The following is a 25,243-nucleotide window of genomic DNA, read 5'->3' on the forward strand; positions in this document are numbered from 1 at the left end:
CCCTCCTCAGGCAGGTTGAGTGGCCGTGACCGCGGGCGTTCCGGCGGTGATCACGCGGGCGATCACCGCGAGGGCCACCGCCACGCCCGCGCCGACGAGGTAGACGCCGGCCAGGCCGATACCGGTGAGGCTTTCCAGCGGCGCGACGCCGAACGCGGCGACGCCGTACCCCACCTGGTAGGCCGCGATGAGCTCGCCCGACGACGTCGCGCCGAGCCGCGGGAACTCCTCGCCGGCGAGGCTCAGGTTGAGCGGGAGCATCGCGGAGCACGCGAACCCGGCGAGCGCGAACGCCAGCACGGCGACCACCGCGCCGTGGGCGGAGGACACCGCGAGGTTGGACCCGGCGATCAGCACCGGAAGGACGACGTACACGACGGTCGGCCGCACGCGCACGGTCAGGGCGGCGACGATGACTCGACCGATCGTCACGCAGGCCCAGAACGCCGCCAGCGCGAGCGACGCGACCTGCGCCGAGAGTGCTCGCTCGCTGGTGAGGTACACGCTCGACCAGTTGCCGAAGAGCGTCTCGCACACGCCGTAGAGCACCGCCGCTGCCGCGTACCACCAGAAACGGCTCGGCAGCTTCTGCCGTCCCCCGGCGGCGCGCTGCGGCGTCGGGCCGGCGTCCAGCGCGGTCCGTACCGCGAGGACCAGGAAGACCGCGAGCCCGAAGGCCGCCAGGACGGGCAGGAGCCACCACGCGCCGAGCGCCAGGAACAGGGCGATGAGCAGCGGAGCTAGCGCCGTCCCGGTGCCCAGCAGCGCGTTGAGCGTGAGGATCGACCGGTCCTGGTTCTCGGGTGTCAGCCGCGCGGCGAACGTGTTCAGCGCCGGGACCGTGGTCCCGAACCCGAATCCCAGCGCGCCGGTCGCGCACAGCAGGACGGGATACGCGGCTGCGGACGTCGAGACCGACTGGCTGAGCACCAGCAGCAGCATCGCCAGGAGGTTCGAGACCAGGCCGGCCTGCAGGACGCGCTGCAACGACCAGCGCGCCGCCAGCAGCGGCGACGTCGCGGCGCCGGTGATGGCCAGGACGACCTGCGGCACGAACATCAGGCCGTACTGGCTGGTGCTCAGGTCGTAGCCCGTCGGGCTGAGGAGGATCGAGCTGGCCGCGGGGAACGAGACGAGCGCCAGCCCCTGGACGAGCCCGGCTCCGTAGACGAGGACGGACCGCGCGCGAGGGACGGCGTCGACGCTCGTCATCCCGCCGCCAGCCCCCACGCCCCGCTCCAGGACTCCCCCGGCCCGAGCGTGACGAGGTCCGCCCCGGACCGGAAGGCGTGCGGCGGGCAGGTCATCGGCTCGACGGCCACCGCCCGCCGTCGCCGCTCGGCCGGGAACACGCCGTCGGCCGTGTAGACCATCAGGTACCCGAACGCGTCATCGACCCAGAGCCGCACGCCGCGGCTGCCGGCCGGGTCGACCAGGTGGACCACCGCCCGACCGTCGTCGCCGCGTGCCAGGTCCCCGAACACGGTGTCGAGGACCTCGGGCCCGATGGCCCGCGCCACGCGGAAGTCGAGGTGCGACCCGGTCACGTCGACGGGCGTCGGCCGCTCGTCGGGGTCGGCCGGCACCGGGGAGTGGCTCTGCGCCGGCATGTGCAGCTCCAGCCCCTCCACAGGCACCCCCAGGCCCAGGTACGGGTGGAACCCGATGCCGAACGGCGCTGGCTCGACGCCCGTGTTGCTCACCGACGAGGCGACCGTGAGCCCGTCGGCGGACAGGTCGTAGCCCACCTGCAGGCTGAGCTCCCCCGCGTATCCCGGCTGCGGGCGCAGGACGCAGGCGAGCACGACGTCCTGCTCGGTGAAGGACACCTCGGTCCAGTCGAGCCACCGGACCATGCCGTGGATGGCGTTGCCACGCTCCGGCTCGTCCATCGCGACCTGGCACGTCCGGCCACCGAAGGTGTACCGGCCGCCGGCCAGCCGGTTGGGAAAGGGCGCGAGCACCTGGCCGCGCCCGTCGGGCGACCGTTCGTCGACGCCGAACCCGTCCAGCACGGGCTGACCGTTCAGCAGGCACTGCCGCAAGGTGGCGCCGACCTGAGTGACGACTGCCTCGTGACCACCCGACCGGAGGCGGTACTGCGTGCCCGAGGGTGGGGTGCCGGTCACGGGGTCGAGCCCCCGGCCGACGCCTCGACCGCGGTGATGGGCTTCGTGATCTCCTCCAGCGACTTCCCCTCGGCATTGATCCCGTAGACGATCTCGACGATTCCACCGATCACCATGATCAGGCCGCCGATCACGTAGCCGACCACGAGTCCGTCGCGGCTCGACCCGTCGCCGATCAGCCAGCCGAAGAAGAACGGCCCGATCGCGCCGAAGACCTGGGCGATGGCGAAGAAGACGGCGATCGCCTCCGCGCGGATCTCGATCGGCCACGTCTCGCTCACGGTCAGATAGGCCGCGCTCGCACCCGCTGACGCGAAGAAGAAGATGACGACCCACACGACCGTCTGCGTCGTGGCGGTGAGCAGGTCCTCGCCGAACAGCCACGCGCTGATGGCCAGGAGCACCCCGGAGACGAGGTACGTGCCCGAGATCATCTTCTTGCGCCCGACCGTGTCGAAGAGCGGGCCGAGGATCAGGGGGCCGAGCAGGTTGCCGACGGAGAAGGCGAGGCCGTAGAGGGGCACGGTGGTCGCTGACACGTCGTAGAACTTGGTCAGGACCAGCGCGTAGGTGAAGAAGATCGCGTTGTAGAGGAACGACTGCGTGATCATCAGGGTCGAGCCGAGGATCGCCCTCCTGGGGTACTCGTGGAACACGAGCCTGAGGAAGACGAGATAGCCGTACTTCTTGTCGGGCACGAGCGAGAGCGCGTGGCTGTCATCCAGCTCCGGGAGCTCCTGGCCGTGCCGGCGCGCGTTGTCCTSGATCTTCGCCAGCTCCGCCTCGGCCGCGTCGACGCGACCGTGGGCCATCAACCATCGAGGGCTCTCCGGCAGGGTCCGGCCGACGACGATCACGACGAGAGCGAGCACGGGCCCCATGAGGAACGCGAGCCGCCAGCCGACGTTGATCGCGAACGCGTTGAGGAAGATCAGCGAGACGAACGAGCCGATGATCGCGCCGGCCCAGTAGGTGCCGTTGATCCAGATGTCGACCCGCCCGMGGTACTTCGACGGCATCATCTCGTCGATCGCGGAGTTGATCGCAGCGTACTGACCGCCGATGCCCATGCCTGCGATGAACCGGGTGGCGTAGAAGAACACCAACCAGCCCTCGTGGTGCCCGGTGACGAACGCGGCCAGGCCGGTGCCCAGCAGATACAGCAGCAGGGTGACGATGAGCAGCCGCTTGCGGCCCAGCTGGTCGGACAGCCGGCCAAAGTACAGGGCTCCGACCATCTCGCCGATCAGGTAGACCGAGGCGATGAGGCCGATCTCCTGGGAGCTCATGCCCAGCGTCTCCGGGCTGCTCAGCACCCCGGTCACCGAGCTGGAGATCGTGATCTGCAGGCCGTCGAGGATCCACGCCGCACCGAGGCCCGCGACCATGCGGGTATGGAACGGGGTCCAGCTGAGCCGGTCCAGCCGGGCCGGGATCGTCGACCTGACCACCGCGCCGGTGGTCACCGGACCGCCCCCTCGGCGGCGACGGTACGGACCCTGGTCGATGCGTCCATGGCGACACACTCCTTCGTCCGCCCCACCTGGACGCCTCAGGTCGTCCTCGGCGGTGAGGTGCACGACGAGTCCAGCACCACCGGAGGCCGCCGTCGTCATCCTCTCGGGATGATGCGCCGGGCCGGTCGGTCGCGAAGACTCGTGCCCTGGCCGCGGCGGTGGACCGCCGATCGAGCTCGCCGGTGAGGTGGACTTCCGTGACGACGCCAACGGATCAGAGCGTGCTCATCAACGGGTTCGGCCTGCTCTTCGTGATCCTGAACTCGTTCGGCCTGGGGCTCCGGCTGACGGTCGGCAAGGTGCTGGCGCAGGCAGTCGCGCACTGGAAGATCAGCGTGTGGGTGCTGGTGATCAACTTCGTCATCATCCCGCTGCTGTTCGTCGGCTATCTGCTGACGATCGCCTCGTCCATCCCGGACGAGATCAAGGTCGGGTTCTGTATCGCAGCGCTGAGCGCGGGCATGCCCTTCGCTCCCATCCTCGCCAAGCTGGCCAAGGCAGATGTCAGCATTGCCACGACTCTGTTGGTGGTCCTGACCCTCGGGACCGTCGTCGCCCTCCCCGTGGGGCTGCCCCTGGCCATCGATGCGGTCGACTCGCAGCTGACAACCACCGCCTGGGATATCGCCTGGCCGCTGCTGCTCTTCCTGCTGCTCCCCATGGTTCTCGGGTGCGCCTTCCGGGTCTGGTGGCCCGACCTCACCGCTTCCCTGACCCGGTGGGTCGTCCGCGTCGCCATCCTGTGCCTTCTCTTCAACCTCAACTTCACGCTCGTGGCGTACTGGAGCCAGTTCGTGCAGAGCTGGGGCACGGAGAGCTACGTCGCCGCCATCGCCGGCCCCTTCATCGGGCTCGGGTGCGGCTACCTCCTTGTCACCGCGCTGCGAGTCAAGGACCTGGGTATCAGGCATGCGAGCGAGGTGACGACCGCGGTCCGCAACATCGCTCCGATGCTCCTCATGATGATCTTCCCCTTCGTCTCCGACCCGTTGGTGACGGTGTCGATCACCATCCTCAACACCATCGGAATCACCGTCGTGGTGCTGTTCGTCCTGATGTGGCGGCGCGCTGCACCGCCCGTTCCGGCGGTCGCCGTCCCGTGAGCCGAGCGCCTTTCATCCCGACGGGATGATGCTCGGTCGTCGGGGCCGGTGCGACGCTCGAACGGGCCGACGCGCCGACAGCGCGCGTCGGCCCACCAAGATCGTCGACCTGGGGAGGGCCGGTGTCCGATCTCGACCTGGCTCGCCTGCAGTTCGCGTCGACGAGCATCTACCACTTCCTCTTCGTCCCGATCACGATCGGGCTGGGGTTCCTCGTCGCCGTTCTGCACACCATGTGGTTCCGGTCGGGCAACCCCGACCACAAGCGGCTGACCAAGTTCTTCGGCACGCTCCTGCTGATCAACGTGGCCGTCGGGGTGGTGACCGGCCTGATCCAGGAGTTCGAGTTCGGCATGAACTGGTCGGCCTACTCCCGGTACGTCGGAGACGTGTTCGGGGCGCCGCTGGCGATGGAGGGGCTCGCGGCCTTCTTCCTCGAGTCGACGTTCATCGGGCTCTGGGTCTTCGGCTGGAACGTGCTCCCCCGCGGCATCCACCTGCTCACCGTCTGGCTCGTGGCGCTGGGGGCCGCGGGCTCGGCGGCGTTCATCATGGCCGCGAACTCGTGGATGCAGCACCCCGTCGGGTACACGGTCGACCAGTCCACGGGCCGGCCCGAGCTCTCGGACATCGGCGCCGTGATGACCAACCCCGTGTTCCTGTGGGGGTACGCGCACGTGCTGACCGCGTCCCTGGTCACCGGGTCGGTCCTCATGCTGGCCGTCTCCGCGTGGTACCTGCGGCGCGGTCAGCACGCGGAGTTGTTCACCCGCACGGCGAAGGTGTCGATCGCCGTACTCCTGCCCTCGATCCTCCTGGCGCTGGGCGTCGGCAGCCACCTCGGCGTGATCGAGGCGACGTACCAGCCGATGAAGATCTCCGCGGCGGAGGGGCAGTGGGAGACGTGCCAACCCTGCTCGTTCTCGGCGTTCCAGATCGGCGGCGGCAACAACGACCAAGACCCCACCAAGATCATCGAGATCCCGCACCTGCTCTCGATCCTCGCCACGGGCACGTGGGACGGCGAGGTGCAGGGGCTGAACGAGCTCAACGCCCAGTACCAGGAGGAGTACGGGCCCGGGAACTACGTGCCGAACGTCTTCGTCCAGTACTGGTCGATGCGCGTGATGGCCTACCTGGGCTCGCTGGCCGCGCTCGTGGCCCTGTGGGGGCTGTGGCTCATCTGGCGACGGCGACTACCGACGGCGCGCGTGTTCCTGTTCGTCGCGACCTGGGCCGTCGCCTTCCCGTTCCTGATGAACACCGCCGGCTGGATGCTCACCGAGAACGGCCGCCAGCCGTGGATCGTCCAGGGCCTGATGAAGACGTCCGACGGGGTCTCGCCATCGGTCGGCACGACCGAGCTGATCACCAGCCTCGTCGTCTTCTACGGCGTCTTCCTCCTCCTCGGCGCGGTCAACCTCTACCTCATGATGCGGTTCGCCCGCCGCGGCCTCGAGCTCGAGGAGCCGGACGAGGCCGAGCACACCGGTGACGGCGGGCAGCCGCGAGTCCCGGCCCTGACCTTCTGAAGGAGGAGTCACGATGACGTTGCCCGACCTGTGGTTCCTCGTCGTCGCGTTCCTCTGGACCGGCTTCTTCGTGCTGGAGGGGTTCGACTTCGGCGTCGGCATGCTGCACAAGGTGGTGGGACGCACCGACACCGAGCAGCGCGTCGCCATCAACGCGATCGGCCCGTTCTGGGACGGCAACGAGGTCTGGCTGATCGTCGGCGCGGCCGCCATCTTCGCCGCGTTCCCCAGCTGGTACGCCACGTGGTTCTCCGCGATGTACCTGCCTCTGGTGCTGCTGCTCGTCGCGCTCATCGCACGCGGCGTCTCGTTCGAGTTCCGCGGCCGCATGGACGCGACCCGGTGGCGGCAGACCTGGTCGTGGAGCCTGACGATCGGCAGCGCGCTGTGCCCGCTGCTGCTGGGCGTGGCGCTCGGCAACCTCCTCGCCGGGATGCCCGTGGACTCCTCCGAGGAGTTCAGCGGCTCCGTCGCCGACTCGATCACGGGGTACGGCCTGCTGGTCGGGCTCACCCTCGTCGCCCTCTGCCTGCTGCACGGCGCCACCTTCCTCGCGTTGCGCACCGAGGGCGACGTGCGTCGTCGCGCCCACCGCGCCGTCGCCGTCACCCACGTGCCGGCCGTCCTGCTGCTGCTCGGGTTGGCCGTGTGGACGCCGTCGGTGTCCGACGCACCTGCTCTTCGCGGCATCGGGCTGCCCGCACTCGCGGTCGTCGCCGTGCTGCTCGCCGGCGCACTGTCCCGTGCGGGCCGGGAGGGCTGGGCCTTCACCGCCACGGCGATCGCCATCGCCCTGACCGTCGTCACCCTTTTCGCCAACCTCTACCCGAACGTGCTGGTCTCCAGCACTGCCGCCTCGGACAGCCTGACCGTCACGAGCACCGCATCCGGGCAGTACGCCCTCCAGGTCATGACCATCGTGGCGCTGGTCCTCGTGCCCGTCGTGCTGCTCTACCAGGCCTGGTCGTACGTCGTCTTCCGTCGGCGGGTCGTCGGCCCGCCCACGACGGATCCATCGGAACCACCGGACCCCACCACGGGTCCGTCCGCACCCCTCGACGAAGGAGCACTCACATGAGCCTGCACGGGAAAGTAGCGGTCGTCACCGGCGGCAACAGCGGCATCGGCAAGGCCGTCGTGCTCGCCCTCGCCGAGGCCGGCGCCAACATCGTCATCGACTTCGTCGCCCACCCCGAGGCGACGGAGGAGCTGGAGAAGCAGGTGCACGCCCTGGGCGACCAGGCGATCGGGGTCGACGCCGACGTCAGCAAGGTGGCCGACCTCGAGAGGCTGGTGGCGCGCACCGTCGAGGCGTTCGGGCGCCTCGACATCATGGTCAACAACGCCGGGATCGAGACGCGCACGTCGGTGCTCGACACCACCGAGGCGCAGTACGAGCGCGTGATGGACATCAACCTCAAGAGCGCGTTCTTCGGCACCCAGATCGCCGCCAAGCAGATGATCAAGCAGGGCACGGGCGGCCGGATCATCAACATGACCTCGGTGCACGAGGACTGGCCCATGCCGGGGAACACCGCGTACTGCCTGTCCAAGGGCGGCATGCGCATGCTCACCAGGACCGCGGGCGTCGAGCTCGGGCCCTACGGCGTGCAGGTGGTCGGGGTCGGGCCCGGCGCGGTGGCCACGCCGATCAACACGGCGACCATGAACGACCCCGAGAAGATGAAGACGCTCGACGCGGCGATCCCGCTGGGCCGCATGGCCGAGCCGGAGGAGATCGCCAGCCTCGTCGCCTTCCTCGCCGGCGACGGCGCGACCTACCTCACCGCCACGACGGTCTTCGCCGACGGCGGCATCATGCACAGCAGCCCGGGTCTGTGAGGCGGACGAGATGACCGAGCACTACGACGTCGTCATCATCGGGTCGGGCGCGGGAGGCGGCACCCTCGCGCACCGCCTCGCCCCGTCGGGGAAGAAGGTCCTCATCCTCGAGCGCGGCGACTGGCTCCCGCGCGAGCCGGAGAACTGGGACGCGACCGAGACGTTCGTCAAGAACCGCTACGTCTCCAAGGACACCTGGTACGACCACGAGGGCAAAGCGTTCCAGCCCCAGGTGCACTACAACGTGGGCGGCGCGACGAAGTTCTACGGAGCCGCGCTCTACCGGCTGCGAGAGCGGGACTTCGGGGAGCTCCAGCACCACGGGGGGATCTCGCCGGCCTGGCCGGTCGCGTACGACGAGTTCGAGCCGTACTACACCCAGGCCGAGGAGCTCTACCAGGTGCACGGCGCGCGCGGCGAGGACCCGACCGAGCCCCCGTCGACCGGCCCCTACCCCTTCCCGGCCGTCTCGCACGAGCCGCGCATCCAGCAGCTCTTCGACGACATGTCGAAGATCGGCCTGCACCCGTTCCACTCCCCCTCGGGCATCATGCTCAACGAGGCGAACCCGGCGTACAGCCCGTGCATCCGGAGCGCGACGTGCGACGGGTTCGCGTGCCTGTTGCACGCCAAGTCCGACGCCGAGGTCATCGCGGTGCGGCCTGCCGTGGAGCACGCCAACGTCACGCTGGTCCGCAACGCGGAGGTGCGCCGGCTCGAGACCGACGACTCGGGGCGCACAGTGACCTCCGTCGTCGCGGACGTCGAGGGCGTCGAGCAGCGGTTCTCCGGCGACGTGGTCGTGGTCTCGGCGGGTGCCGCCAACTCCGCGAAGCTGCTGCTCCAGAGCGCCAACGACCGGCACCCGAACGGCCTGGCCAACGGGTCCGACCACGTCGGCCGGCACTACATGTTCCACAACAGCCGCGCGTTCCTGGCGGTCTCGATCGAGCGCAACGACACGCGCTTCCAGAAGACGTTGGGCGTCAACGACTACTACTTCGGCGACGAGCACTTCGCGTTCCCGATGGGCAACGTGCAGATGGTCGGCAAGTCATCGGCGCCGATGTACCGCGGCGAGAAGCCCATCGCGAAGCTCGCGCCGCTGTTCGCGCTCGGCGAGGTGGCGGAGCACGCGGTCGACTTCTGGCTGTCGGCCGAGGACCTGCCCGACCCCGACAACCGCGTGACCCTCGGCAACCACGGCGACATCGTGCTGACGTACACCCCGAACAACCGGCAGCCGCTCGAGGAGCTCTACAGCCGCGTCAAGGGCAACCTCGGGCACCTCGGCATGCACCCGCACCACCTGGTGCCGCGCGACCTGTACATGAAGAACGACATCCCGGTCGCGGGCTGCGCACACCAGGCCGGCACGGTCCGGTTCGGCGACGACCCCGCGACGTCGGTGCTCGACCGCGACTGCCGCACGCACGAGGTGGACAACCTGTACGTCGTCGACACGAGCTTCTTCCCGAGCATCGGTGCGGTGAACCCGGCGCTGACCGCCATGGCGAACGCCCTGCGCGTCGGCGACCACCTGCTCGCCCGGCTCGGCTGAGACCTACCCGAGGAGACACCCATGGATTCGAACAGCCCCGACTCGCCCTTCCCTCCCATCGCTGAGTACGCCTTCCTGTCCGACTGCCACACCGGGGCGCTCGTGGCGCCGGACGGGTCGATCGACTGGCTGTGCGTGCCCAGGTTCGACAGCCAGAGCGTGTTCGGCAGCCTGCTCGACCGCGGCGCCGGCTACTTCCGGTTCGCGCCGTACGGGATCAACGTGCCGACGTCGCGCGCCTACGACCCCGGCACCAACGTCCTGGTCACCACGTGGCACACCCCGTCGGGGTGGATCGAGATCCGCGACGCGCTCATCATGGGCCGGCGCGAGGGTCCCGACGAGACGACACCGCACACCCGCCCGCCCGCCGACGACGACGCGGAGCACGTGCTGGTGCGGACCGCCACCTGCCTCGAGGGGGCCGTGCGGATCGAGCTCGTCTGCGACCCGGCGTTCGACTACGGCCGGACGCGCGCGCCCTGGGTCCTCGACGCCGCAGGCCACGCCGCCGACATCAGCGGGGCCGGGCTGGCGATGCGGCTGACCACCGACCTCGCGCTGGGCGTCGAGGGCGACGCGCTCCGTGGCCGGCACGAGCTCGTCGCGGGCGAGACCGTGTTCTGCGCGCTGTCGTGGGCCGCCTCGCTGGACGGCCCCACCGATGCGCAGGACGCCGTGGCCCGGATCGCGACGACTCGCGACTTCTGGCGGCGCTGGCTCGGTCGTGCCCTGATGCCCGACCACCGCCTGCGGCCGTACGTCGAGCGCTCCGCCCTCGTCATCAAGGGCCTGACCTACATGCCGACCGGCGCCACGGTCGCGGCCCTCACGACCTCGCTCCCCGAGACTCCGGGCGGCAAGCGCAACTGGGACTACCGGTACACGTGGATGCGCGACTCGACGTTCACGCTGCAGGCGCTGCACTACCTCCGGCTCGACTGGGAGGCCGACGAGTTCATGCAGTTCGTCGCCGACGTCGAGCCCGACTCGGACGGCGCGCTGCAGATCATGTACGGCATCGACGGCCGGCGCGACCTCACCGAGACAACCCGGGACGAGCTGACCGGCTACCAGGGCGCGCGGCCTGTGCGCCTCGGGAACGGCGCCTTCGACCAGAAGCAGAACGACGTCTTCGGCTCCGTGCTGGACTCGATCCTGTTGCACACCCGACGCAGCGAACGCCTGCCGGCGCGGCTGTGGCCGATCGTCAAGGCCCAGGCGGAGTGCGCGGCGGCCGTCTGGCAGCAACCCGACCAGGGCATCTGGGAGGCCCGGGGCAAGCCGCAGCACTACGTCTCGTCGAAGATCATGTGCTGGGTCGCCATGGACCGTGCCTCGCAGCTGGCCGGCATCCGCGGCGAGCCCGACCTGCAGGCGAGCTKGGCCGCGACCGCGGATGAGATCAAGGCCGACATCCTCGAGCACGGTGTGAGCGACCGTGGCGTGCTGCGGCAGCACTACGAGACGGACGCGCTCGACGCCTCCAACCTGCTCGCGGCGCACTTCGGGCTGCTGCCCGGCACCGACAAGCGGTTGCACGCGAGCGTCCTGGCCATCGCCGACGAGCTCTCCGAGAACGGCTTCGTGCTGCGGTACAAGACCGACGAGACCGACGACGGGATGTCCGGCAAGGAGGGCACGTTCGTCATCTGCTCGTTCTGGCTGGTCTCCGCGCTGATGGTCGTCGGCGAGAAGCAGCGCGCGCTCGACCTCATGGAGCGCCTGCTGCGGATCGCCTCCCCGTTCGGGCTGTATGCCGAGGAGTTCGAGGTCGACGCCGCACGGCACCTGGGCAACATCCCGCAGGCGTTCTCGCACCTGGCCCTCATCGAGGCCGCCGCTCGGATCATCCTCGCGGAACGCGTCCAGGAGATGTCGCTGTGACGGACGTCCTCGTCCTCGGCGGTGGCCTGGCGGGCGTCGCCGCCGCCCAGACCCTCGGCGAGGCCGGCGTGCACGTGACGCTGGTGGACCGTGCGGACTACCACCAGTTCCAACCCCTGCTCTACCAGGTGGCCACGTCGCAGCTGCCGGCCGAGGACATCGCGCGACCGCTGCGGACCATCTTCGCCGACGTCCCATCCGTCGACGTGGTCGTCCAGGGCGTCGCGCAGGCCTCGCTCGCGGAACGCACCTTTGTCCTCGACGACGGTCGGTCGCTGTCCGCGGACCACCTCGTGATCGCCGCCGGCGGGCGCCCGAACTTCTTCGGCATCCCCGGCGCACGGGAGCACGCGTTCCCGCTCTACTCGGTGGCCGACGCCGAGCGCCTGCGCCGGCACCACCGCGCGCTCATGGTCGAGGAGAGCGCCCACGCCAGCGGGCCGCACGCGCGCGACGTCGTCGTGGTCGGCGGTGGGCCGACGGGGGTCGAGGTCTCGGGGGCCCTCGCGGAACTCATCGCCGCCCTCAAGACGCAGGGCCGGGTGCCCGACGACGTCCGCGTGCACCTGGTCGACCGCGGGCAGGCGGTGCTCGGTCAGTTCTCCGAGCACGCGCAGAAGTACGCCCACCACCACCTCACCAAGGGCGGGGTCGAGCTCCGGCTGCGCACGGGGGTCGCGGCCGTCCACGCCGACCGCGTCGAGCTCGACGACGGGACCACCCTGCCCACGGCGACGGTCATCTGGGCGGGCGGCGAGTCCGCCTCGCTCATCGCCCAGGACGCCGGCGAGAGCACGGGCCGCGGGGGGCGGATCGACGTCCGGCCGGACCTCGGCGTCGAGGGCTTCCCCGGCGTGTGGGCCGTCGGCGACGTGGCGAACATCCCCTCAGGACCCCAGGCCGGGGCTACGACGCTTCCTCAGCTCGGCTCGGTCGCCCAGCAGTCCGGCCGGTGGGCGGCGCAGAACATCCTGCGCGAGTCGCAGGGCGACAAGCTCGCGCCGTTCCACTACAAGGACAAGGGCATCATGGCGATGATCGGCCGCAACGCCGCGGTCGCCGAGGTCGGCGCTCACCGGCACGAGGTCGACGGTCCCCTCGCCTTCGCCGCCTGGCTCGGGGTCCACGCGATGCTCCTGAGCGGGGTGCACAGCCGCACGGACGCGTTCCTCAGCTGGGCGTGGGACTACTTCGACCGCGACCACGCGGCCACCGTCGAGTCGCACGACGCACCGCGACGGATCGCCTGGGGTGACGACACCGACGACGTCCCGCACATCGTCCTCGACGCCCCGAGGGCGGAGTGAGCCGGCCAGGGGGTTGATCGACGGGCGGAGTCGGGGGGTAGCGTGGCCCGACGTGGGGGAAACACCCGTTAGGTCCTATTCATCCGCATCCGAGCACGAGCTGTCGACAGGCGACGAGGAGGGCCCGGTGAGGGCCCGCACCCCGCGCGTGCGGGCGCGCCTGGTGCCGCGGACCGCGGTGCTGGACGCCATCGACGCCTCGCCCGCCCGGGTGGTCGCCCTGGTCGCAGGGCCGGGCTACGGCAAGACGGCGGTGCTCGCGCAGTGGGCGGACCGCTGGCCCGGGGCGGTCGCGTGGCACACCTGCTCGGAGGTCGACAACGACCCGGTGGGCCTGCTGACCTCGCTCGGCCGCAAGGTCGGCTCCGAGCGGGGTGTGATCACCGTCGCCGGCCTGGTCGCGGCCGCCGCCGACAACGGACCGCGCACGCTGCTTCTCGACGACGTCCACGCCATCACCCGCGCCGGCAGCCTGAACGTGCTCACCGACATCATCCACCGGCTCCCCGAGCCCTGGCGGGTCGTGATGACCTCGCGCGCACGACCGCGACTGCCGCTCGCCCGCCTCCGCGCCGCGGGCGACCTGCTGGAGATCGGGTCGCCCGAGCTCTCGCTGGATCCCGACGAGGCAACGGTGGTCCTCTCGCGTGCGGGCGTCTCGCTCCCTCTCCCGGCGATGACCGACCTGCTCGCCCGGACCGAGGGCTGGCCCGTCGCCGTGTCGCTCGCGGCGATGGCTCTGAGCGCGGGCGGCCAGAACCCGTCCGCCCAACCTCCCTTCACGGGCGACGACCGGTTCATGCGCGAGTACCTGCGCACCGAGGTGCTCGCCGGACTGGGTGGGCGGGACACCAGGCTCCTGGTGCACTGCGCGATCCTCGACGAGCTGTCCGGCCCGCTCTGCGACGCGGTCCTGCGAGGCCGCTCCTCCGGCGCGGCGCTGGAGCACCTGGCAGCGCACGGGGTGATCGAGCCGGTCGACAGGGACGGCGACCGCTTCCGCTGCCACCCCCTCCTGCGCGACCTGCTGAGCGCCGAGCTGCACCGCAAGGAACCCGCGCTGGTGCCCGAGCTCCACCGTCGCGCCGCCTCCTGGTACGACGAGGCCGGCATCCCGGACCAGGCGATCGAGCACTCGCACCGGGCCGGCGACGTCGCGATGTTCACGCGTCTCGTCCTCGGCTGGTCCCAGCAGACCTGGGCCAGCGGCGGCATCGACGCCGTCCACCGGTGGATGTCGTGGCTCGAGGAGGCCGACGACGGCAACGCGTTCCCGGCGATCGCCGCGCACGCGGCGCTCATCTTCGCGCTGGTCGGCGAGCCCGCGCGCGCCGAGCGGTGGTCCGCGATCGCGAAGGGGACACCCGGGTCTGGCACCCTGTCCGACGGCAGCACCGTCGAGGGGACGCTCGCCTACCTGGATGCGATCGAGGCCCGCCAGGGCACGGCGCAGATGCGGACCGACGCACGCGGCGCCTGGACGGGACTGTCACCGGCGAGCCCGCTGCGCGCGACGATGCGCCACACCGAGGCTCTCGCCGACCTGCTCGACGGCGACCTCGACCACGCCGACGACCTCTTCGTCGAGGCTCAGGAGGCCGCCGACCTCGTGGGCATCGGCCCGCTCGTCGCGATGGTCCTGTGCGAGCGGGCGTCGATCGCGGTCGAGCGCGGCGACTGGTCGTCGGCAGAGACGTGGGTCCGCCGCGCGACGTCGATCGTTGTCGACGGCGACTACGGGTCCTACTGGTCCAGTGCGCTGGTGTTCGCCTGGGCAGCTCGCATCGCGCTGCACCTCGGCCTGCGGTCGGAGGCCGTCCAGCACACCCGGCGCGCCCTGGCCCTGCAGCCCCTGCTGACGTACGCGATCCCGGTCGTCTCCACGCAGGCCCTCCTCGCCATCGCGCAGACGTCGCTCGGCCTGGGGGACCACCACGCCGCCGCCTCCGCCGCCCGGCAGGCCGAGGAGATCGTGCGCCGGCGACCCGGGCTCGGTGACCTGCCGGACAAGGTCGCGACCCTGGTCGAGGCCGTGCAGGAGACTGCCCACCGAGGAATGCCCGACTCGCTCACGCCCGCTGAGGTCCGGCTCATGCCGCTCCTCGCCACGCACCTCACGTTCCCCCTGATCGCCGAGCGTCTCGGGGTCTCCCGCAACACGGTGAAGACCCAGGCGATCTCGACGTACCGCAAGCTCGGCGTCTCGTCCCGCAGCGAGGCGGTCGCGCGATGGGAGGTGCTCGACGGGACCACGAGCTCCTAGGTCTCTCCAGGACGAGCTCCCCGGCGAGGAAGGTGGACGCACCGTGAGCGAGGCGAGCGCCGACCGGCGATACGCCCCGCTGGGCGCACGCCTGGCACCCCTGATCGCCGTCGCCGTCGCCGTGCTCGCGCAGGTGCTCATGCGCGACCGGATCGCGCTCGGCCCGCTCCTGCTGGTGCCCGTCATCGAGTTCGTGCTCGTCGTCGCGATCATCCTCGGCGACGAGGCCATGCCGGCACAGCGGCATCGCGTGGACCTCCTGCGGTACGCGCTCGCGCTGGTGCTCGCGGTCTCGGGCACCACCTCGGCCGCGCTCCTCATCTGGGACCTGATCACGGTCCGGCCGGTGAGCGTGCAGCAGCTTCTGGCGGAAGGACTGCAGATCCTCGTGGTCGTGACGGTCGGGTTCGCGCTGCTCTTCTGGCAGCTCGACCGGGGCGGCCCCAACGGGCGCGCGCAACCTGACGTCGAGCGGATGTCGTTCTGGTTCACGCAGGACGCCATCCGCGAGTACTCGGACCAGTTCGACAGCTGGCAGCCGCGCTTCCTCGACTACCTGTACGTCGCGATCACCAACCTCATCGCGTTCTCGCCCACGGACACGATGCCGCTGACCCGCACGGCGAAGATGCTGATGTCCTGGCAGTCGACCGTCGCGCTCGCCACGTTCGCCGTCGTCCTGGCCCGCGCCGTCAACATCCTCAACTGACGGGACCGGCCGGCAGGCCCGTCAGCTCGTCGCGGCGACGGACGAGGAACGCGGTCTCGGCGGCGTTGCCGGGAACGGCGATGGCCCGGTCGTACGCCGCGCGCGCCTGCGCGTCCTCGCCCAGGCGGCGCAGCAGGTGGGCGCGGGTGGCGTGGAAGGCGCGATAGCCCTGCAGCGGCAGGCCGTCGACCTGCGCCAACGCGACCCGCGGACCGTCGAGCTCGGCCACCGCGATTGCCCGGTTGAGCCGCACGATCGGCGAGGGGTCGAGCCGGACCAGCTGGTCGTAGAGCGCGACGACCTGCGACCAGTCGGTGTCGCGGACGTCGCGGGCGTCGGTGTGGACCGCGTTGATCGCGGCGAGCACCTCGTACCGACCCGGCGGCTCGCCGGACGTGAGCCGTGCGCGGACCAGAGCGTGGCCCTCGGCGATCAGCCCGCGGTCCCAGACGGTGCGGTCCTGGTCGTCGAGGGCGACGAGCTCGCCGCTCGCCGATACACGGGCCGCCCGGCGCGCCTCCGTCAGGAGCATCAGAGCCAGAAGGCCGGCGACCTCGCCGTCCGAAGGTAGGAGCTGCCGGACCAGCCGCGTCAGCCGGATCGCCTCGGCGGTGAGGTCGCCACGGACCACGTCGGCGTCGGGCTCCGACGCCAGGTAACCCTCGTTGAAGATGAGGAAGAGCACCGTGAGCACCCCGCTGACCCGCTCCGGGAGGTCCTCCCGGAACGGCACGCCGTACGGGATCCTGGCGGCCGCGATCGTGGCCTTCGCGCGCGTGATCCGCCGGCTCATGGCGGTCTCCTGGACCAGGAACGCGTGGGCGATCTCCGGCACGGTGAGCCCGCCCACCATCCGCAGGGTCAACGCCACCCGCGCCTCCATGGCGAGCGCGGGGTGGCAGCACGTGAACAGGAGCCGGAGGCGGTCGTCGTCGATGGCACCGAGCGGCTCCGGGGCGTCGACGAGCAACATCGCCTCCCGGTGCTTCGACCCCCTCTTGGCCTCGCGGCGGATCCGGTCGATGGCCTTGCGGTGCGCGGTGGTGGTCAGCCACGCTCCCGGATTCGTCGGCACACCGTCGACGGGCCAGCGCTCGACGGCCGTCGCGAACGCCTCGGCGGCCATCTCCTCGGCCAGATCGAGGTCACCGAAGCGCCTGGCCACGGCCGCGACCACCCGGGCCCACTCCTCGCGGTGGACCCGCGTGATCGCCGCGTCGACGTCGGTCATTCGCCGCCCAGGAGCGGCCTGAGCTCGACCCGGCGGTTGCAGGCCTGCGACCCCTGGGCCGCGAGCCGCAGCGCGGCGTCGAGGTGCGGGGCGTCGATGATCCAGAACCCGGCCACGTACTCCTTCGACTCGAGGTACGGCCCGTCGGTGAACACCGCCGCCTCGTCGCGGCCGTCGACGACGGTCGCGGTGTCCGGCGCCCCGAGGCCGCCCGCGAACACCCAGTGGCCGTCGGCCACCAGCTGCTCGTTGAAGACGTCGATGGCCGCCATCTCGTCCGGCGTGGCGGACCCGGACGTGTGGTCGAGCACGGAGATCAGGTACTGCGCCATCGGGACCCCTCCTCATCGGAACGCGACGGCCGCGCACCGCCGAACCTCTTCGAGCATCTTCGTACACCCCGCACCGCGGCAGCGCCCGGACTCGTCGCCAGGAGTGTTCGCGCAGGTCCGACGTGGAGCAGACTGGACGGCGTCCGCGAGTCCGTCGACGCCGGAGCCCCGGCGCCAGCGAGCGAGGTGATCGTTTCGTGCGTCCCGACATGGTGCCCGGCGGAGTCTTCCCCGACTACGAGCTACCGGACCACACAGGCACTGTCCGCACGCTGAGCGAGATCCAGGGCGCCGACCCGATGATCCTCACGCTCGCCCGCGGGCACTACTGCCCGAAGGAGCATCAGCAGCACCTCGAGCTCGCCGCGATGCAGCCCAAGCTCGGCGTGGCGTACACGAAGATCGCCACCATCGCGACGGACGAGCACCACACGCTGCAGGAGTTCCGCGCCTCCGTGGGCGCGCACTGGCCGTTCCTGTCCGACCCGGGTCGTGTCGTGCAGCAGGATCTCGACATCCAGGAGTACACGGACCCGGAGCACGACCCGATGATCCCCCACACGCTCGTGCTCAAGCCGGGGCTGGTGATCCACAGCATCTACAACGGCTACTGGTTCTGGGGCCGACCCTCGACCGACGACCTGTGGCGCGATCTGCGCGCCGCCTCGCGCGAGGTCCGTCCGGACTGGGACCTCAGCGCCCCGGGACTGCGCGAGGCCTGGGATGCCGGCGACGTCGCGAAGTTCCACGGCTGGGAACGGCGGTCGCCCGAGGAGGTCCGGCGAGCCCGCGGCCTGGACTGACGGGCGCGCGCACCATGGCCACGCTCCTGTCGGTGAACGTCGGGCTGCCGACGGACGTGCCCTGGCGCGGCCGGACGGTGCACACGGGCGTCTGGAAGAGCCCGGTGGCGGGGCCGCAGGTGGTCCGCAGGCTCAACATCGACGGCGACGGGCAGGGCGACCTCGCCGGGCACGGCGGCGAGCAGCGCGCGGTCCTCGTCTACCAGATCGAGTCGTACCGGCACTGGCAGGAGCTCTTCGGGCTGGAGGAGCTCGAGCCGGGAGCGTTCGGCGAGAACTTCACGGTCGAGGGGCTCGGCGACGACGAGGTCTGCATCGGCGACCGGTACCGCATCGGCGACGCCGAGCTCGAGGTCACCCAGCCGCGCGTCACCTGCTTCCGCGTGGGGATGCGCATGGGACAGCCGCAGCTCCCGTCGCTCCTGGTCGCCCACCACCGTCCCGGGTTCTACCTGCGCGTCCTCACGGAGGGGCACGTCGCCGCCGGCGACCCGATCGAGCTGACCAGGCGCGGGCCGCACGCGCTGAGCGTCGCCGACGTCGACGCCCTCCTCTACCTGCCAGGTCACGACGAGGCGCGGCTCGAGATCGCCATGGACATCCCAGCGCTCAGCCCCGGCTGGCGCGAGTCGTTCCGGAGCATGCTCGCCGGCGGGACCGTCCAGCCCGCCGGTGTCGCCGTCGCCGCGAAGCCGTCGTGGTCGGGCTTCCGCACGCTCACCGTGACCGACGTGGTCGCCGAGACGGCCGCGGTGACGTCGTTCCGGCTCGCCGGGGACGGCGGGCTGCCGGAGTTCGCGCCGGGCCAGTTCCTCAGCCTGCGCGTGCGCGGTGCCGGCGACCCGGCCCCGGTCCGGACGTACTCGCTCTCGGGCGATCCCGACGGCGGCGACTACCGGGTCAGCGTGAAGAGCGAGTCCGACGGGCTGGTGAGCTCGCGTCTGCGCGCGCTCCTGCATCGAGGGGACCGGATCGAGGTCGCGGCCCCGCGGGGCGGCTTCGTGCTCGACGAAGGCACCGAGCCCGTGCTGCTCATCTCCGCGGGCATCGGCCTGACCCCCGTGCTGGCGATGCTGCACCGGCTCGCGAGCCGGCCCAGCACCCGCGAGGTGTGGTGGATCCACACGACCCACGACGAGCAGAGCCACGCCTTCGCCGCCGAGGCCGCCGAGCTGCTCACCCGCCTCCCGGCAGCACGCTCGCGCGTCTTCTACACGACCCCGAGCGGCCCGCTGCCCGCAGGGGTCCGCGCGGGACGGCTCACCGCCGGTGTGGTCGCAGGCCTTGGCTTGCCGGCCGACGCGCACGCGTACGTCTGCGGCCCCGAGTCGTTCATGGACGACGTCGTCGCCGCCCTCGCCACGGCCGGCCTCGACCCGGCCCGCGTCCACACCGAACGCTTCGGCTCACGCTCCCCGATCAACCCCGGCGTCGTCCGGGCCGACGCGCCGCCGCCCCACCAGCCCCCCGGCCCTCCCGGCACCGGTCCGCAGGTGACCTTCGCGCGCTCCGGCCTCTCCGCCGGCTGGGCGGACGGCTACGACTCCGTGCTCGAGCTCGCCGAGGCGTGCGACGTGCCGACGCAGTGGTCGTGCCGCACGGGCGTGTGCCACACGTGCGTGACCGCGGTGCTGTCCGGGTCGGCGTCGTACGGGACCCCGCCGCTCGAGCCGCCCGGGGCCGACGAGCTGCTCATCTGCTCGTCGCGCCCCACGACGGACCTGGTCCTCGACCTCTGACCGTCAGCGGACGAACTGCTGGCCACCGTCGACGTCGAAGGTCGCGCCGGTCAGCGCGGTGTTGGCCATGACGTGCACCGCCAGCGCCGCGACGTCGTCCGGCCCGACGACCCGGCCGATCGGCAACGTGGCCCGCAGCTCGTCTCGGCGCTCGTCCAGCCTGTCGCCGAGCAGCGACGCCGACAGCGGGGTGTCGACGAACCCGGCCGCGATGAGGTTGACGCGCACCGGGGCGATCTCGAGCGCGAGGTTCGCCGCCAGGACGGGGAGCGCCGCGGTCATCGCCGCGGTGATCCCCAGGCCGACCCCCGGTCGCCGGGCGCCGGTGCCGCCCATGAACAGGAGTGTCCCACCGGGCCGGATCCTGCCGGCGGTGTAGCGGGCCACGCCCAGCATCACCATCGGGTGCTCGGCGATGGCGCGGCGCACGTCTTCGAAGTCCATGTCGACCAACGGCGCGTAGTAGGGAGCGCCGGCCGTCACCATGACGTGGTCGATCGGMCCGTCGAGCCCGTCGAAGAAGCCCTCGAGTGCGGCGAGGTCGTTGGCGTCGAACGCCGCGACGCTCCGCGCACCGACCTCGACGCCGGCGCTCCGGAGCCGGTCGGGATCGCGGGCCGTCAGGATCACGTCGGCCCCCTCGGCGCGTGCCCGCCGGGCCGTCGCGAGCCCGATGCCCGCGCTCCCGCCGACGACGACGACGGTCTGCCCGGCCAGCGCCGGCTCGCGCGTCGAGGGGCTCATCGTGCGATCTCGCCGAGCAGGGACTTCAGCGCCGGGACGTAGATCTCCGAGAAGGTGGGGAACGGCTGGATCGTGTCGGCCAGGACCTTCAGCGGGACGTGCGCCCGGATCGCGAGCGTGGCCTGCTGCAGCCACTCCCCCGCCTCCGGACCGAGCGCGTACGCCCCCGTCAGCCGCTCGCCGTCGCTGACCAGCGTGAGGAAGCCGTTGCTGTCGGCGTAGGCGCGCGTGTAGGTCGACGTCTTCGCCACCCCGGACACCGGGACGGTCGCCTGGAAGCGGTCGACCGCGACGCCCACGGCCGCTGCCTGAGGGTCGGTGTACGTCACCCGCGGGACGGCCTCGTAGTTGGCGGCCCGCTCCTCACCCAGGATGTTCGCCGCGACCACGTCGCCCTGGTACTTGCCGACGTGCGTGAGCGGCCAGAGCCCGGTCACGTCGCCGATCGCCCACAGCCCGTCGGCGACGCGCAGGTGCTCGTCGACCGGCACGCCCTTGTCGTCCGCCACGACGCCGACGGACTCGAGGCCGAGGTCGTGCACGCGCGGGCGCCGTCCCGTGGCGACGAGCAGCCTGTCGCCCCGCAGCTCGCGCCCGTCGTCGAGCTCGAGCACGTAGTCGTCCCCGTCGTGCCGCGCACGGGCCACGCCGGCCGACAGGACGAGCTCGACGCCCTCGCCACGCAGCACGTCGCCGAGCGCCTCGCCGAGCGGCGCGGGCTCCCTCCCGAGCACGTGCGCCGACCGGTCGACCAGGACCACCTCGCCGCCCAGCCGGCGGACGACTTGCGCGATCTCCACCCCGACCGGTCCGCCGCCCATGATGAGCAGGCGGCGCGGTACCGCCGTCATGGAGGTCGCCTCACGGCTGGTCCAGAGGCCGTCCAGCTCACGCAGTCCGGGCACCGGAGGCACGATCGGCGACGCGCCGTTGGCGAGCACCACGTGGTCGGCCGTGTGCCGCACCCCATCGACCTCCACGGCACCGGGTCCGACGAGCCGCCCCTCGCCCCGCAGCAGGTCGATGCCACTGTCGGCGAGCCACGTCACCTGCCCGGCGTCGGAGTAGTCCGAGACCTGGAAGTTGCGCCAGGCGAAGACGGCCTCGAGGTCGACCTCGGCCGTCGCCGCAGCCTCGCGTGCCGCGTGGACAGCCTCGCCCGGCCGCAACAGGGTCTTCGACGGGATGCAGGCCCAGTACGAGCACTCGCCGCCGACGAGCTCCCGCTCGACGACGGCGACGCGGAGCCCACCCTCGGCCAGGGCGCCCGCGCAGTGCTCGCCGGGCGAGCCGCCGCCGAGCACGATCACGTCGTAGTCGGCGGTCACGTCGGCAGCTCCTCGCCGGCGCGCTCGCGGACCATGTACAGCGCGTACCAGTCCGGCCAGTCCGCGTCCGCCTCGCCCGTCCGGGCTTCGTGCTCGCCGTGGGCCGCGGCCGCGCGCCGCAGGGCGTCGGCGAGGTCGCTCACGGACTCGTAGCGCGTGTCCATCGGCTCATCCCCTCATCGGCCGGGCAGTCGCGTCTTGATCTCCTGGAGGAGCCACCCGTTGCCGTCCGGATCGCTGAAGGCGACGAACGAGCCGTAGTCGGCGTGGCCGGGCGCGGGGCCGCTCACCCGGCCCCCGGTGCCGGCGTGGTGGAAGATGCCGGTCTCGTCGTGGAACGGCTCGCTGACCTCGACGCCGCGCTGGACCAGGTCGGCACGCGCCGCGTCGATGTCGTAGACGGACAGCTGCAGGCCCTCGAACGAGCCGGGCGCGGCGTTCGTCAGGCCCGTGCCGAAGATGATCGAGCACGCCGACCCCGGTGGCGTCAGCTGCACCACGCGGTAGCCGTCGTCGATCGTGAGATTGGCGTCGAGCCGCCAGCCCAGCGACTCGTAGAAGCTCTTCGCCCGGTCGACGTCCGAGACCGGGAGAACCACGACCTCGAGCCGGAACTGCCCGGGTTCCACCGGCGGGCTCCCGCCCGTGCTCGCGCTGCTCGCCTCGGTACTGGTCATCTCCGGCTCCCTCGCGTCGGCTCCGTCCGCGCGAGGACCAGCCCCACGTGGGTAGAGAGGTGAGTTGCTCGTGACACACGATGCTCCCGGGCCGCCACGAGCGTCAAGGGTGTCTCTGGGGACTGTCGTGGGTACCCCTCGAGGGTGCATGGTGACGGCATGCCGTGGTTCCCGGAGTTCGTCTCCGCCGCCGAGCTTGCCCGCGAGCAGGCACGAGAGGAAGGGCATGCCGACCCCGTCGCGCAGTACCTCCGGGCCCTGGACACCGGCGACTCCGGAGGCCTGGAGTACGTCTGGCCAGGCGACGTCAGGGTCTACGACCCGCGTGCCGGCGAGGTGCACGGCCACCGTCAGCTCCGGACGTTCGTCCGGCGCAACACGTCGTGGTTGGCGGGCCACCGTGCCCGGGTCGAGACCGTGGCCTCGACGATCGTCGGGCGGCGCGCGGTGGTGGAGCTCCTCGCCCACGTCGAGGACGACGACGGGCGGGCCACCGACTGGCCGGTCGCCGTCGTCGCCGAGTCCCCGGACGACCGCTCGGTGATCTTCCGCACCTACTGCAGCCAGTGGCCGGTCGACGGCCGGCGCCACGTCCGGCCGCCCGTCCTGCCACCCGGCAGCGGCGCCCTCTCCGGCGTGGTCGGCCGCTTCCACACCGCGCTGGCCGGCGGGGACGTCGAGGCCGTGATGACCCTGTTCGCCGACGACGCGTACCTCCGCGAGTCCTTCGGCCCGCACGGCGCCCACCGCGGGGGCGACGAGCTGCGCGCCTACTTCACCACGAGCTTCAGCGCGGGCGGCGGCATCGCTCTCGAGCACTGCAGCGTGACCGAGGACGGCGCGCGGAGCGCCGTCGAGTACAACTGCGTCCGCTGGGGCGACCGCGGCCTCCCACCGCAGGCCGGAGCGGCCGTCTACGAGTGGGGTGCGGACGACCTGCTCACCGCGGTACGCCTCTACGACGACATCGAACCTCTGGTGCAGCGCGGCTGACCGACCCGCCGGTCAGCCGGTCCGAGCTCGAGTCGTTCCGCGGCCGGGGCCCCGCCCGATCTCGTCGGGAGCGGCCTGCACCGGAGCGCCACGGAGCGGTGGGGTCAGGACGACCGGCGCCCCCGGCGGAAGTCGTCGGCGATCTGCTGGGCCTGCGCGCTGATGAGCCGGACGTAGTCGGTCCAGAGCAGCTCGATCCGGGCCGGCGTCGCCCCGCCGGAGGCGGCGAGCTCCCACCGCCGCCGAGCGTCCGCGATGTCCGCGCCTGTCACTTCTACCCGTAGCCCCATGCGTCGAGCCTCTCCCGAGACTCGCGCGTCGACCATCCCGCGCGGGCAGGATCACCCCCTGGTTCCCTCGTCCGAGTGACCGGCCACGTCGTCGGGCGGTGGCGGCGAGAATCGGTACGTGGTCTGGCCATGGCCGTCGCCGAACGCCATGACCTTCGCGGGGGCGACCCGGTAGACCCACGCGCCACCGGAGCCCCCGCCCGAGCTGCTCTTCTCGACGAACACGTCGCCGCGAACCTCCCACAACCAGTCGTCGCCGTACTTGGCGAACCACGCGTCGGCCAGCGCCTGGAGCTCCGCGGGATCGGTGACGCGCACCGCTGCGCCCTCGACCACGAGGTCCTTCCCGCTGTCCCACCCGTCCGCCCCGGTGCTGCCGGTGGTCACCGCCACCTGGGCATGGACGTCGAGGTTTCGTTGCTTCTGCTCCTCGGGGCCGGTGCAGAACGCGAACGCACCGTCGTGCCAGACGCCCACGAGCGGGACGGCGTGCGGGCGCCCGTCGGCTCGGACGGTGATGATCCAGTAGAGCTGCGCCTCGGTCAGGAGGCGCTCGATGACGGACCACGGTGGCGGCGTCGCCGTCGGGTCGCCGTACCTGGGGTCGATCACTCCGGTCGTCATGCGGGGCACCTCGGTTCGAGAGCGAAGGTCGTACGCACGTGGTTCTCCATCCTCCACGGGTTGTGGCTCCGCCGGGAGAGCCGGGCGTATGGTGCCGTCGCTACAGTCGCCAGCATGAGCGTCGTCGACTACCTCGACCCGGTGCTGGGCAGCTGGCAGGGCACAAACCGCCTGCGGCTGATGCCCACCGACGAGTACCAGTCCTCGGCCGCCACCGCCACGGTCGGCGTCACGGCCGTCCGCTTCGTCTCGATCGCCTACACCTGGGCGGACGGCGACGCGCCGCAGGACGGTCTCCTCCTGATCGGAGGGTCCGCCGAGGCGGCCGAGGCCGTGTGGGTGGACTCGTTCCACACGGGACCGACGTGGATGAGCTTCTCGGGCGGCGTCGGCGACGACGGCGAGCTACGGCTGCGCGGGTCGTACGCGGCACCGACCGGACCGGACTGGGGGTGGCACATCCATGTGCGCCCGCAGGACGCCGTCCTCACGATGCACAACGTCGTGCCCGGCTCGGAGCCGTACCAGGTGGTCGAGCTCGCGCTCGAGCGCGCTGGCTGAGGACGTCCGCCGGCGGCTCAACCGCGGCGCCCTCTGTCGTGGGACGGCTCGGGTGAGTTCCGGGTCGGCCC

General features: G+C 71.6%; 24 protein-coding genes. 13 read left to right on the forward strand and 11 right to left on the reverse strand.

Going from position 1 to position 25,243, the window contains the following annotated elements:
• Positions 1 to 6 precede the first annotated feature (6 nt).
• Genes ACXJKA_RS13825 through ACXJKA_RS13835 form a run of 3 tightly spaced genes read right to left on the reverse strand, consistent with a single transcriptional unit; the run spans position 7 to position 3,595 of the window.
• Positions 7 to 1,212, reverse strand: coding sequence for an MFS transporter (locus tag ACXJKA_RS13825; protein ID WP_456825782.1), 1,206 nt, complete (start codon positions 1,210 to 1,212; stop codon positions 7 to 9).
• A complete protein-coding gene (locus ACXJKA_RS13830; RefSeq protein ID WP_456825783.1) occupies positions 1,209 to 2,129 on the reverse strand; it encodes an aldose 1-epimerase family protein in 921 nt (306 codons plus the stop codon). Before ACXJKA_RS13830 ends, ACXJKA_RS13825 begins: the two co-directional genes overlap by 4 nt.
• Entirely contained in the window at positions 2,126 to 3,595 is a 1,470-nt protein-coding gene (locus ACXJKA_RS13835) for an MFS transporter (RefSeq protein WP_456825784.1), read from the reverse strand. The genes ACXJKA_RS13830 and ACXJKA_RS13835 overlap by 4 nt, the downstream gene beginning before the upstream one ends.
• Positions 3,596 to 3,843: 248 nt before the next feature.
• Here ACXJKA_RS13835 and ACXJKA_RS13840 point away from each other — a divergent pair, with 248 nt between their 5' ends.
• The 9 genes from ACXJKA_RS13840 (at position 3,844) to ACXJKA_RS13880 (ending at position 15,850) form a co-directional block, all read left to right on the forward strand.
• On the forward strand, positions 3,844 to 4,749 hold the full coding sequence (locus tag ACXJKA_RS13840) for a bile acid:sodium symporter family protein (protein ID WP_456825785.1): 906 nt from the start codon (positions 3,844 to 3,846) through the stop codon (positions 4,747 to 4,749).
• 122 nt (positions 4,750 to 4,871) lie between these two features.
• Positions 4,872 to 6,281 carry a cytochrome ubiquinol oxidase subunit I gene (locus tag ACXJKA_RS13845; protein WP_456825786.1) on the forward strand — a complete coding sequence of 470 codons (1,410 nt, stop codon included), beginning with the start codon at positions 4,872 to 4,874 and terminating at the stop codon, positions 6,279 to 6,281.
• Positions 6,282 to 6,294: 13 nt separating this feature from the next.
• Positions 6,295 to 7,359 (forward strand): cytochrome d ubiquinol oxidase subunit II, encoded by a 1,065-nt coding sequence (gene cydB / locus ACXJKA_RS13850; protein ID WP_456825787.1) that lies wholly within the window; start codon positions 6,295 to 6,297, stop codon positions 7,357 to 7,359.
• Positions 7,356 to 8,123: a glucose 1-dehydrogenase gene (locus ACXJKA_RS13855; RefSeq protein WP_456825788.1), complete on the forward strand. Its 768-nt coding sequence runs from the start codon at positions 7,356 to 7,358 to the stop codon at positions 8,121 to 8,123. The genes cydB and ACXJKA_RS13855 overlap by 4 nt, the downstream gene beginning before the upstream one ends.
• 10 nt (positions 8,124 to 8,133) lie before the next feature.
• The gene (locus ACXJKA_RS13860; RefSeq protein ID WP_456825789.1) at positions 8,134 to 9,684 is read left to right on the forward strand and encodes a GMC family oxidoreductase; all 1,551 of its coding nucleotides are present in this window, start codon (positions 8,134 to 8,136) and stop codon (positions 9,682 to 9,684) included.
• Between the two features lie 21 nt (positions 9,685 to 9,705).
• Positions 9,706 to 11,571, forward strand: coding sequence for a glycoside hydrolase family 15 protein (locus ACXJKA_RS13865; protein WP_456825790.1), 1,866 nt, complete (start codon positions 9,706 to 9,708; stop codon positions 11,569 to 11,571).
• A complete protein-coding gene (locus ACXJKA_RS13870; RefSeq protein WP_456825791.1) occupies positions 11,568 to 12,878 on the forward strand; it encodes an NAD(P)/FAD-dependent oxidoreductase in 1,311 nt (436 codons plus the stop codon). The genes ACXJKA_RS13865 and ACXJKA_RS13870 overlap by 4 nt, the downstream gene beginning before the upstream one ends.
• A 127-nt stretch (positions 12,879 to 13,005) precedes the next feature.
• The gene (locus tag ACXJKA_RS13875; protein WP_456825792.1) at positions 13,006 to 15,141 is read left to right on the forward strand and encodes a LuxR C-terminal-related transcriptional regulator; all 2,136 of its coding nucleotides are present in this window, start codon (positions 13,006 to 13,008) and stop codon (positions 15,139 to 15,141) included.
• Positions 15,142 to 15,184: 43 nt separating this feature from the next.
• The gene (locus ACXJKA_RS13880) at positions 15,185 to 15,850 is read left to right on the forward strand and encodes a hypothetical protein (protein ID WP_456825793.1); all 666 of its coding nucleotides are present in this window, start codon (positions 15,185 to 15,187) and stop codon (positions 15,848 to 15,850) included.
• Here the strand turns inward: ACXJKA_RS13880 and ACXJKA_RS13885 are convergent.
• Positions 15,843 to 17,081: an RNA polymerase sigma factor gene (locus tag ACXJKA_RS13885; protein WP_456825794.1), complete on the reverse strand. Its 1,239-nt coding sequence runs from the start codon at positions 17,079 to 17,081 to the stop codon at positions 15,843 to 15,845. The genes ACXJKA_RS13880 and ACXJKA_RS13885 overlap by 8 nt on opposite strands.
• Positions 17,078 to 17,413, reverse strand: coding sequence for a YciI family protein (locus tag ACXJKA_RS13890; protein WP_456825795.1), 336 nt, complete (start codon positions 17,411 to 17,413; stop codon positions 17,078 to 17,080). The genes ACXJKA_RS13885 and ACXJKA_RS13890 overlap by 4 nt, the downstream gene beginning before the upstream one ends.
• Before the next feature lie 197 nt (positions 17,414 to 17,610).
• On the opposite strand from ACXJKA_RS13890, the gene ACXJKA_RS13895 reads away from it, so the two are divergent.
• Both ACXJKA_RS13895 and ACXJKA_RS13900 read left to right on the forward strand, forming a co-directional pair.
• On the forward strand, positions 17,611 to 18,216 hold the full coding sequence (locus tag ACXJKA_RS13895; protein WP_456825796.1) for a redoxin domain-containing protein: 606 nt from the start codon (positions 17,611 to 17,613) through the stop codon (positions 18,214 to 18,216).
• 14 nt (positions 18,217 to 18,230) lie between these two features.
• Entirely contained in the window at positions 18,231 to 19,955 is a 1,725-nt protein-coding gene (locus tag ACXJKA_RS13900; protein ID WP_456825797.1) for an MOSC domain-containing protein, read from the forward strand.
• 3 nt (positions 19,956 to 19,958) lie between these two features.
• On the opposite strand, the gene ACXJKA_RS13905 is transcribed toward ACXJKA_RS13900, so the two are convergent.
• The 4 genes from ACXJKA_RS13905 to ACXJKA_RS13920 are packed head-to-tail and all read right to left on the reverse strand — an operon-like array spanning position 19,959 to position 22,704.
• Positions 19,959 to 20,699, reverse strand: a complete 741-nt coding sequence (locus tag ACXJKA_RS13905) for an SDR family oxidoreductase (RefSeq protein WP_456825798.1) — start codon at positions 20,697 to 20,699, stop codon at positions 19,959 to 19,961.
• Positions 20,696 to 22,027 carry a dihydrolipoyl dehydrogenase family protein gene (locus ACXJKA_RS13910; protein WP_456825799.1) on the reverse strand — a complete coding sequence of 444 codons (1,332 nt, stop codon included), beginning with the start codon at positions 22,025 to 22,027 and terminating at the stop codon, positions 20,696 to 20,698. The genes ACXJKA_RS13905 and ACXJKA_RS13910 overlap by 4 nt, the downstream gene beginning before the upstream one ends.
• Entirely contained in the window at positions 22,024 to 22,191 is a 168-nt protein-coding gene (locus ACXJKA_RS13915) for a hypothetical protein (RefSeq protein WP_456825800.1), read from the reverse strand. The genes ACXJKA_RS13910 and ACXJKA_RS13915 overlap by 4 nt, the downstream gene beginning before the upstream one ends.
• A 12-nt stretch (positions 22,192 to 22,203) precedes the next feature.
• Entirely contained in the window at positions 22,204 to 22,704 is a 501-nt protein-coding gene (locus tag ACXJKA_RS13920) for a VOC family protein (protein ID WP_456825801.1), read from the reverse strand.
• A gap of 159 nt (positions 22,705 to 22,863) precedes the next feature.
• Between ACXJKA_RS13920 and ACXJKA_RS13925 the strand changes: the two genes are divergently transcribed.
• On the forward strand, positions 22,864 to 23,697 hold the full coding sequence (locus ACXJKA_RS13925; RefSeq protein ID WP_456825802.1) for a nuclear transport factor 2 family protein: 834 nt from the start codon (positions 22,864 to 22,866) through the stop codon (positions 23,695 to 23,697).
• A 104-nt stretch (positions 23,698 to 23,801) separates the two neighbouring features.
• Here the strand turns inward: ACXJKA_RS13925 and ACXJKA_RS13930 are convergent, their stop codons facing one another.
• Complete coding sequence (locus ACXJKA_RS13930; RefSeq protein WP_456825803.1) at positions 23,802 to 23,969, reverse strand: hypothetical protein; 168 nt, start codon at positions 23,967 to 23,969, stop codon at positions 23,802 to 23,804.
• Positions 23,970 to 24,038: 69 nt separating this feature from the next.
• Positions 24,039 to 24,611: a pyridoxamine 5'-phosphate oxidase family protein gene (locus ACXJKA_RS13935; RefSeq protein ID WP_456825804.1), complete on the reverse strand. Its 573-nt coding sequence runs from the start codon at positions 24,609 to 24,611 to the stop codon at positions 24,039 to 24,041.
• 114 nt (positions 24,612 to 24,725) lie between these two features.
• Here ACXJKA_RS13935 and ACXJKA_RS13940 point away from each other — a divergent pair, with 114 nt between their 5' ends.
• Positions 24,726 to 25,172 carry a DUF1579 family protein gene (locus ACXJKA_RS13940; protein WP_456825805.1) on the forward strand — a complete coding sequence of 149 codons (447 nt, stop codon included), beginning with the start codon at positions 24,726 to 24,728 and terminating at the stop codon, positions 25,170 to 25,172.
• Positions 25,173 to 25,243: the final 71 nt, after the last annotated feature.

The sequence above is a fragment of the Cellulomonas sp. P5_E12 genome, assembly GCF_054049315.1.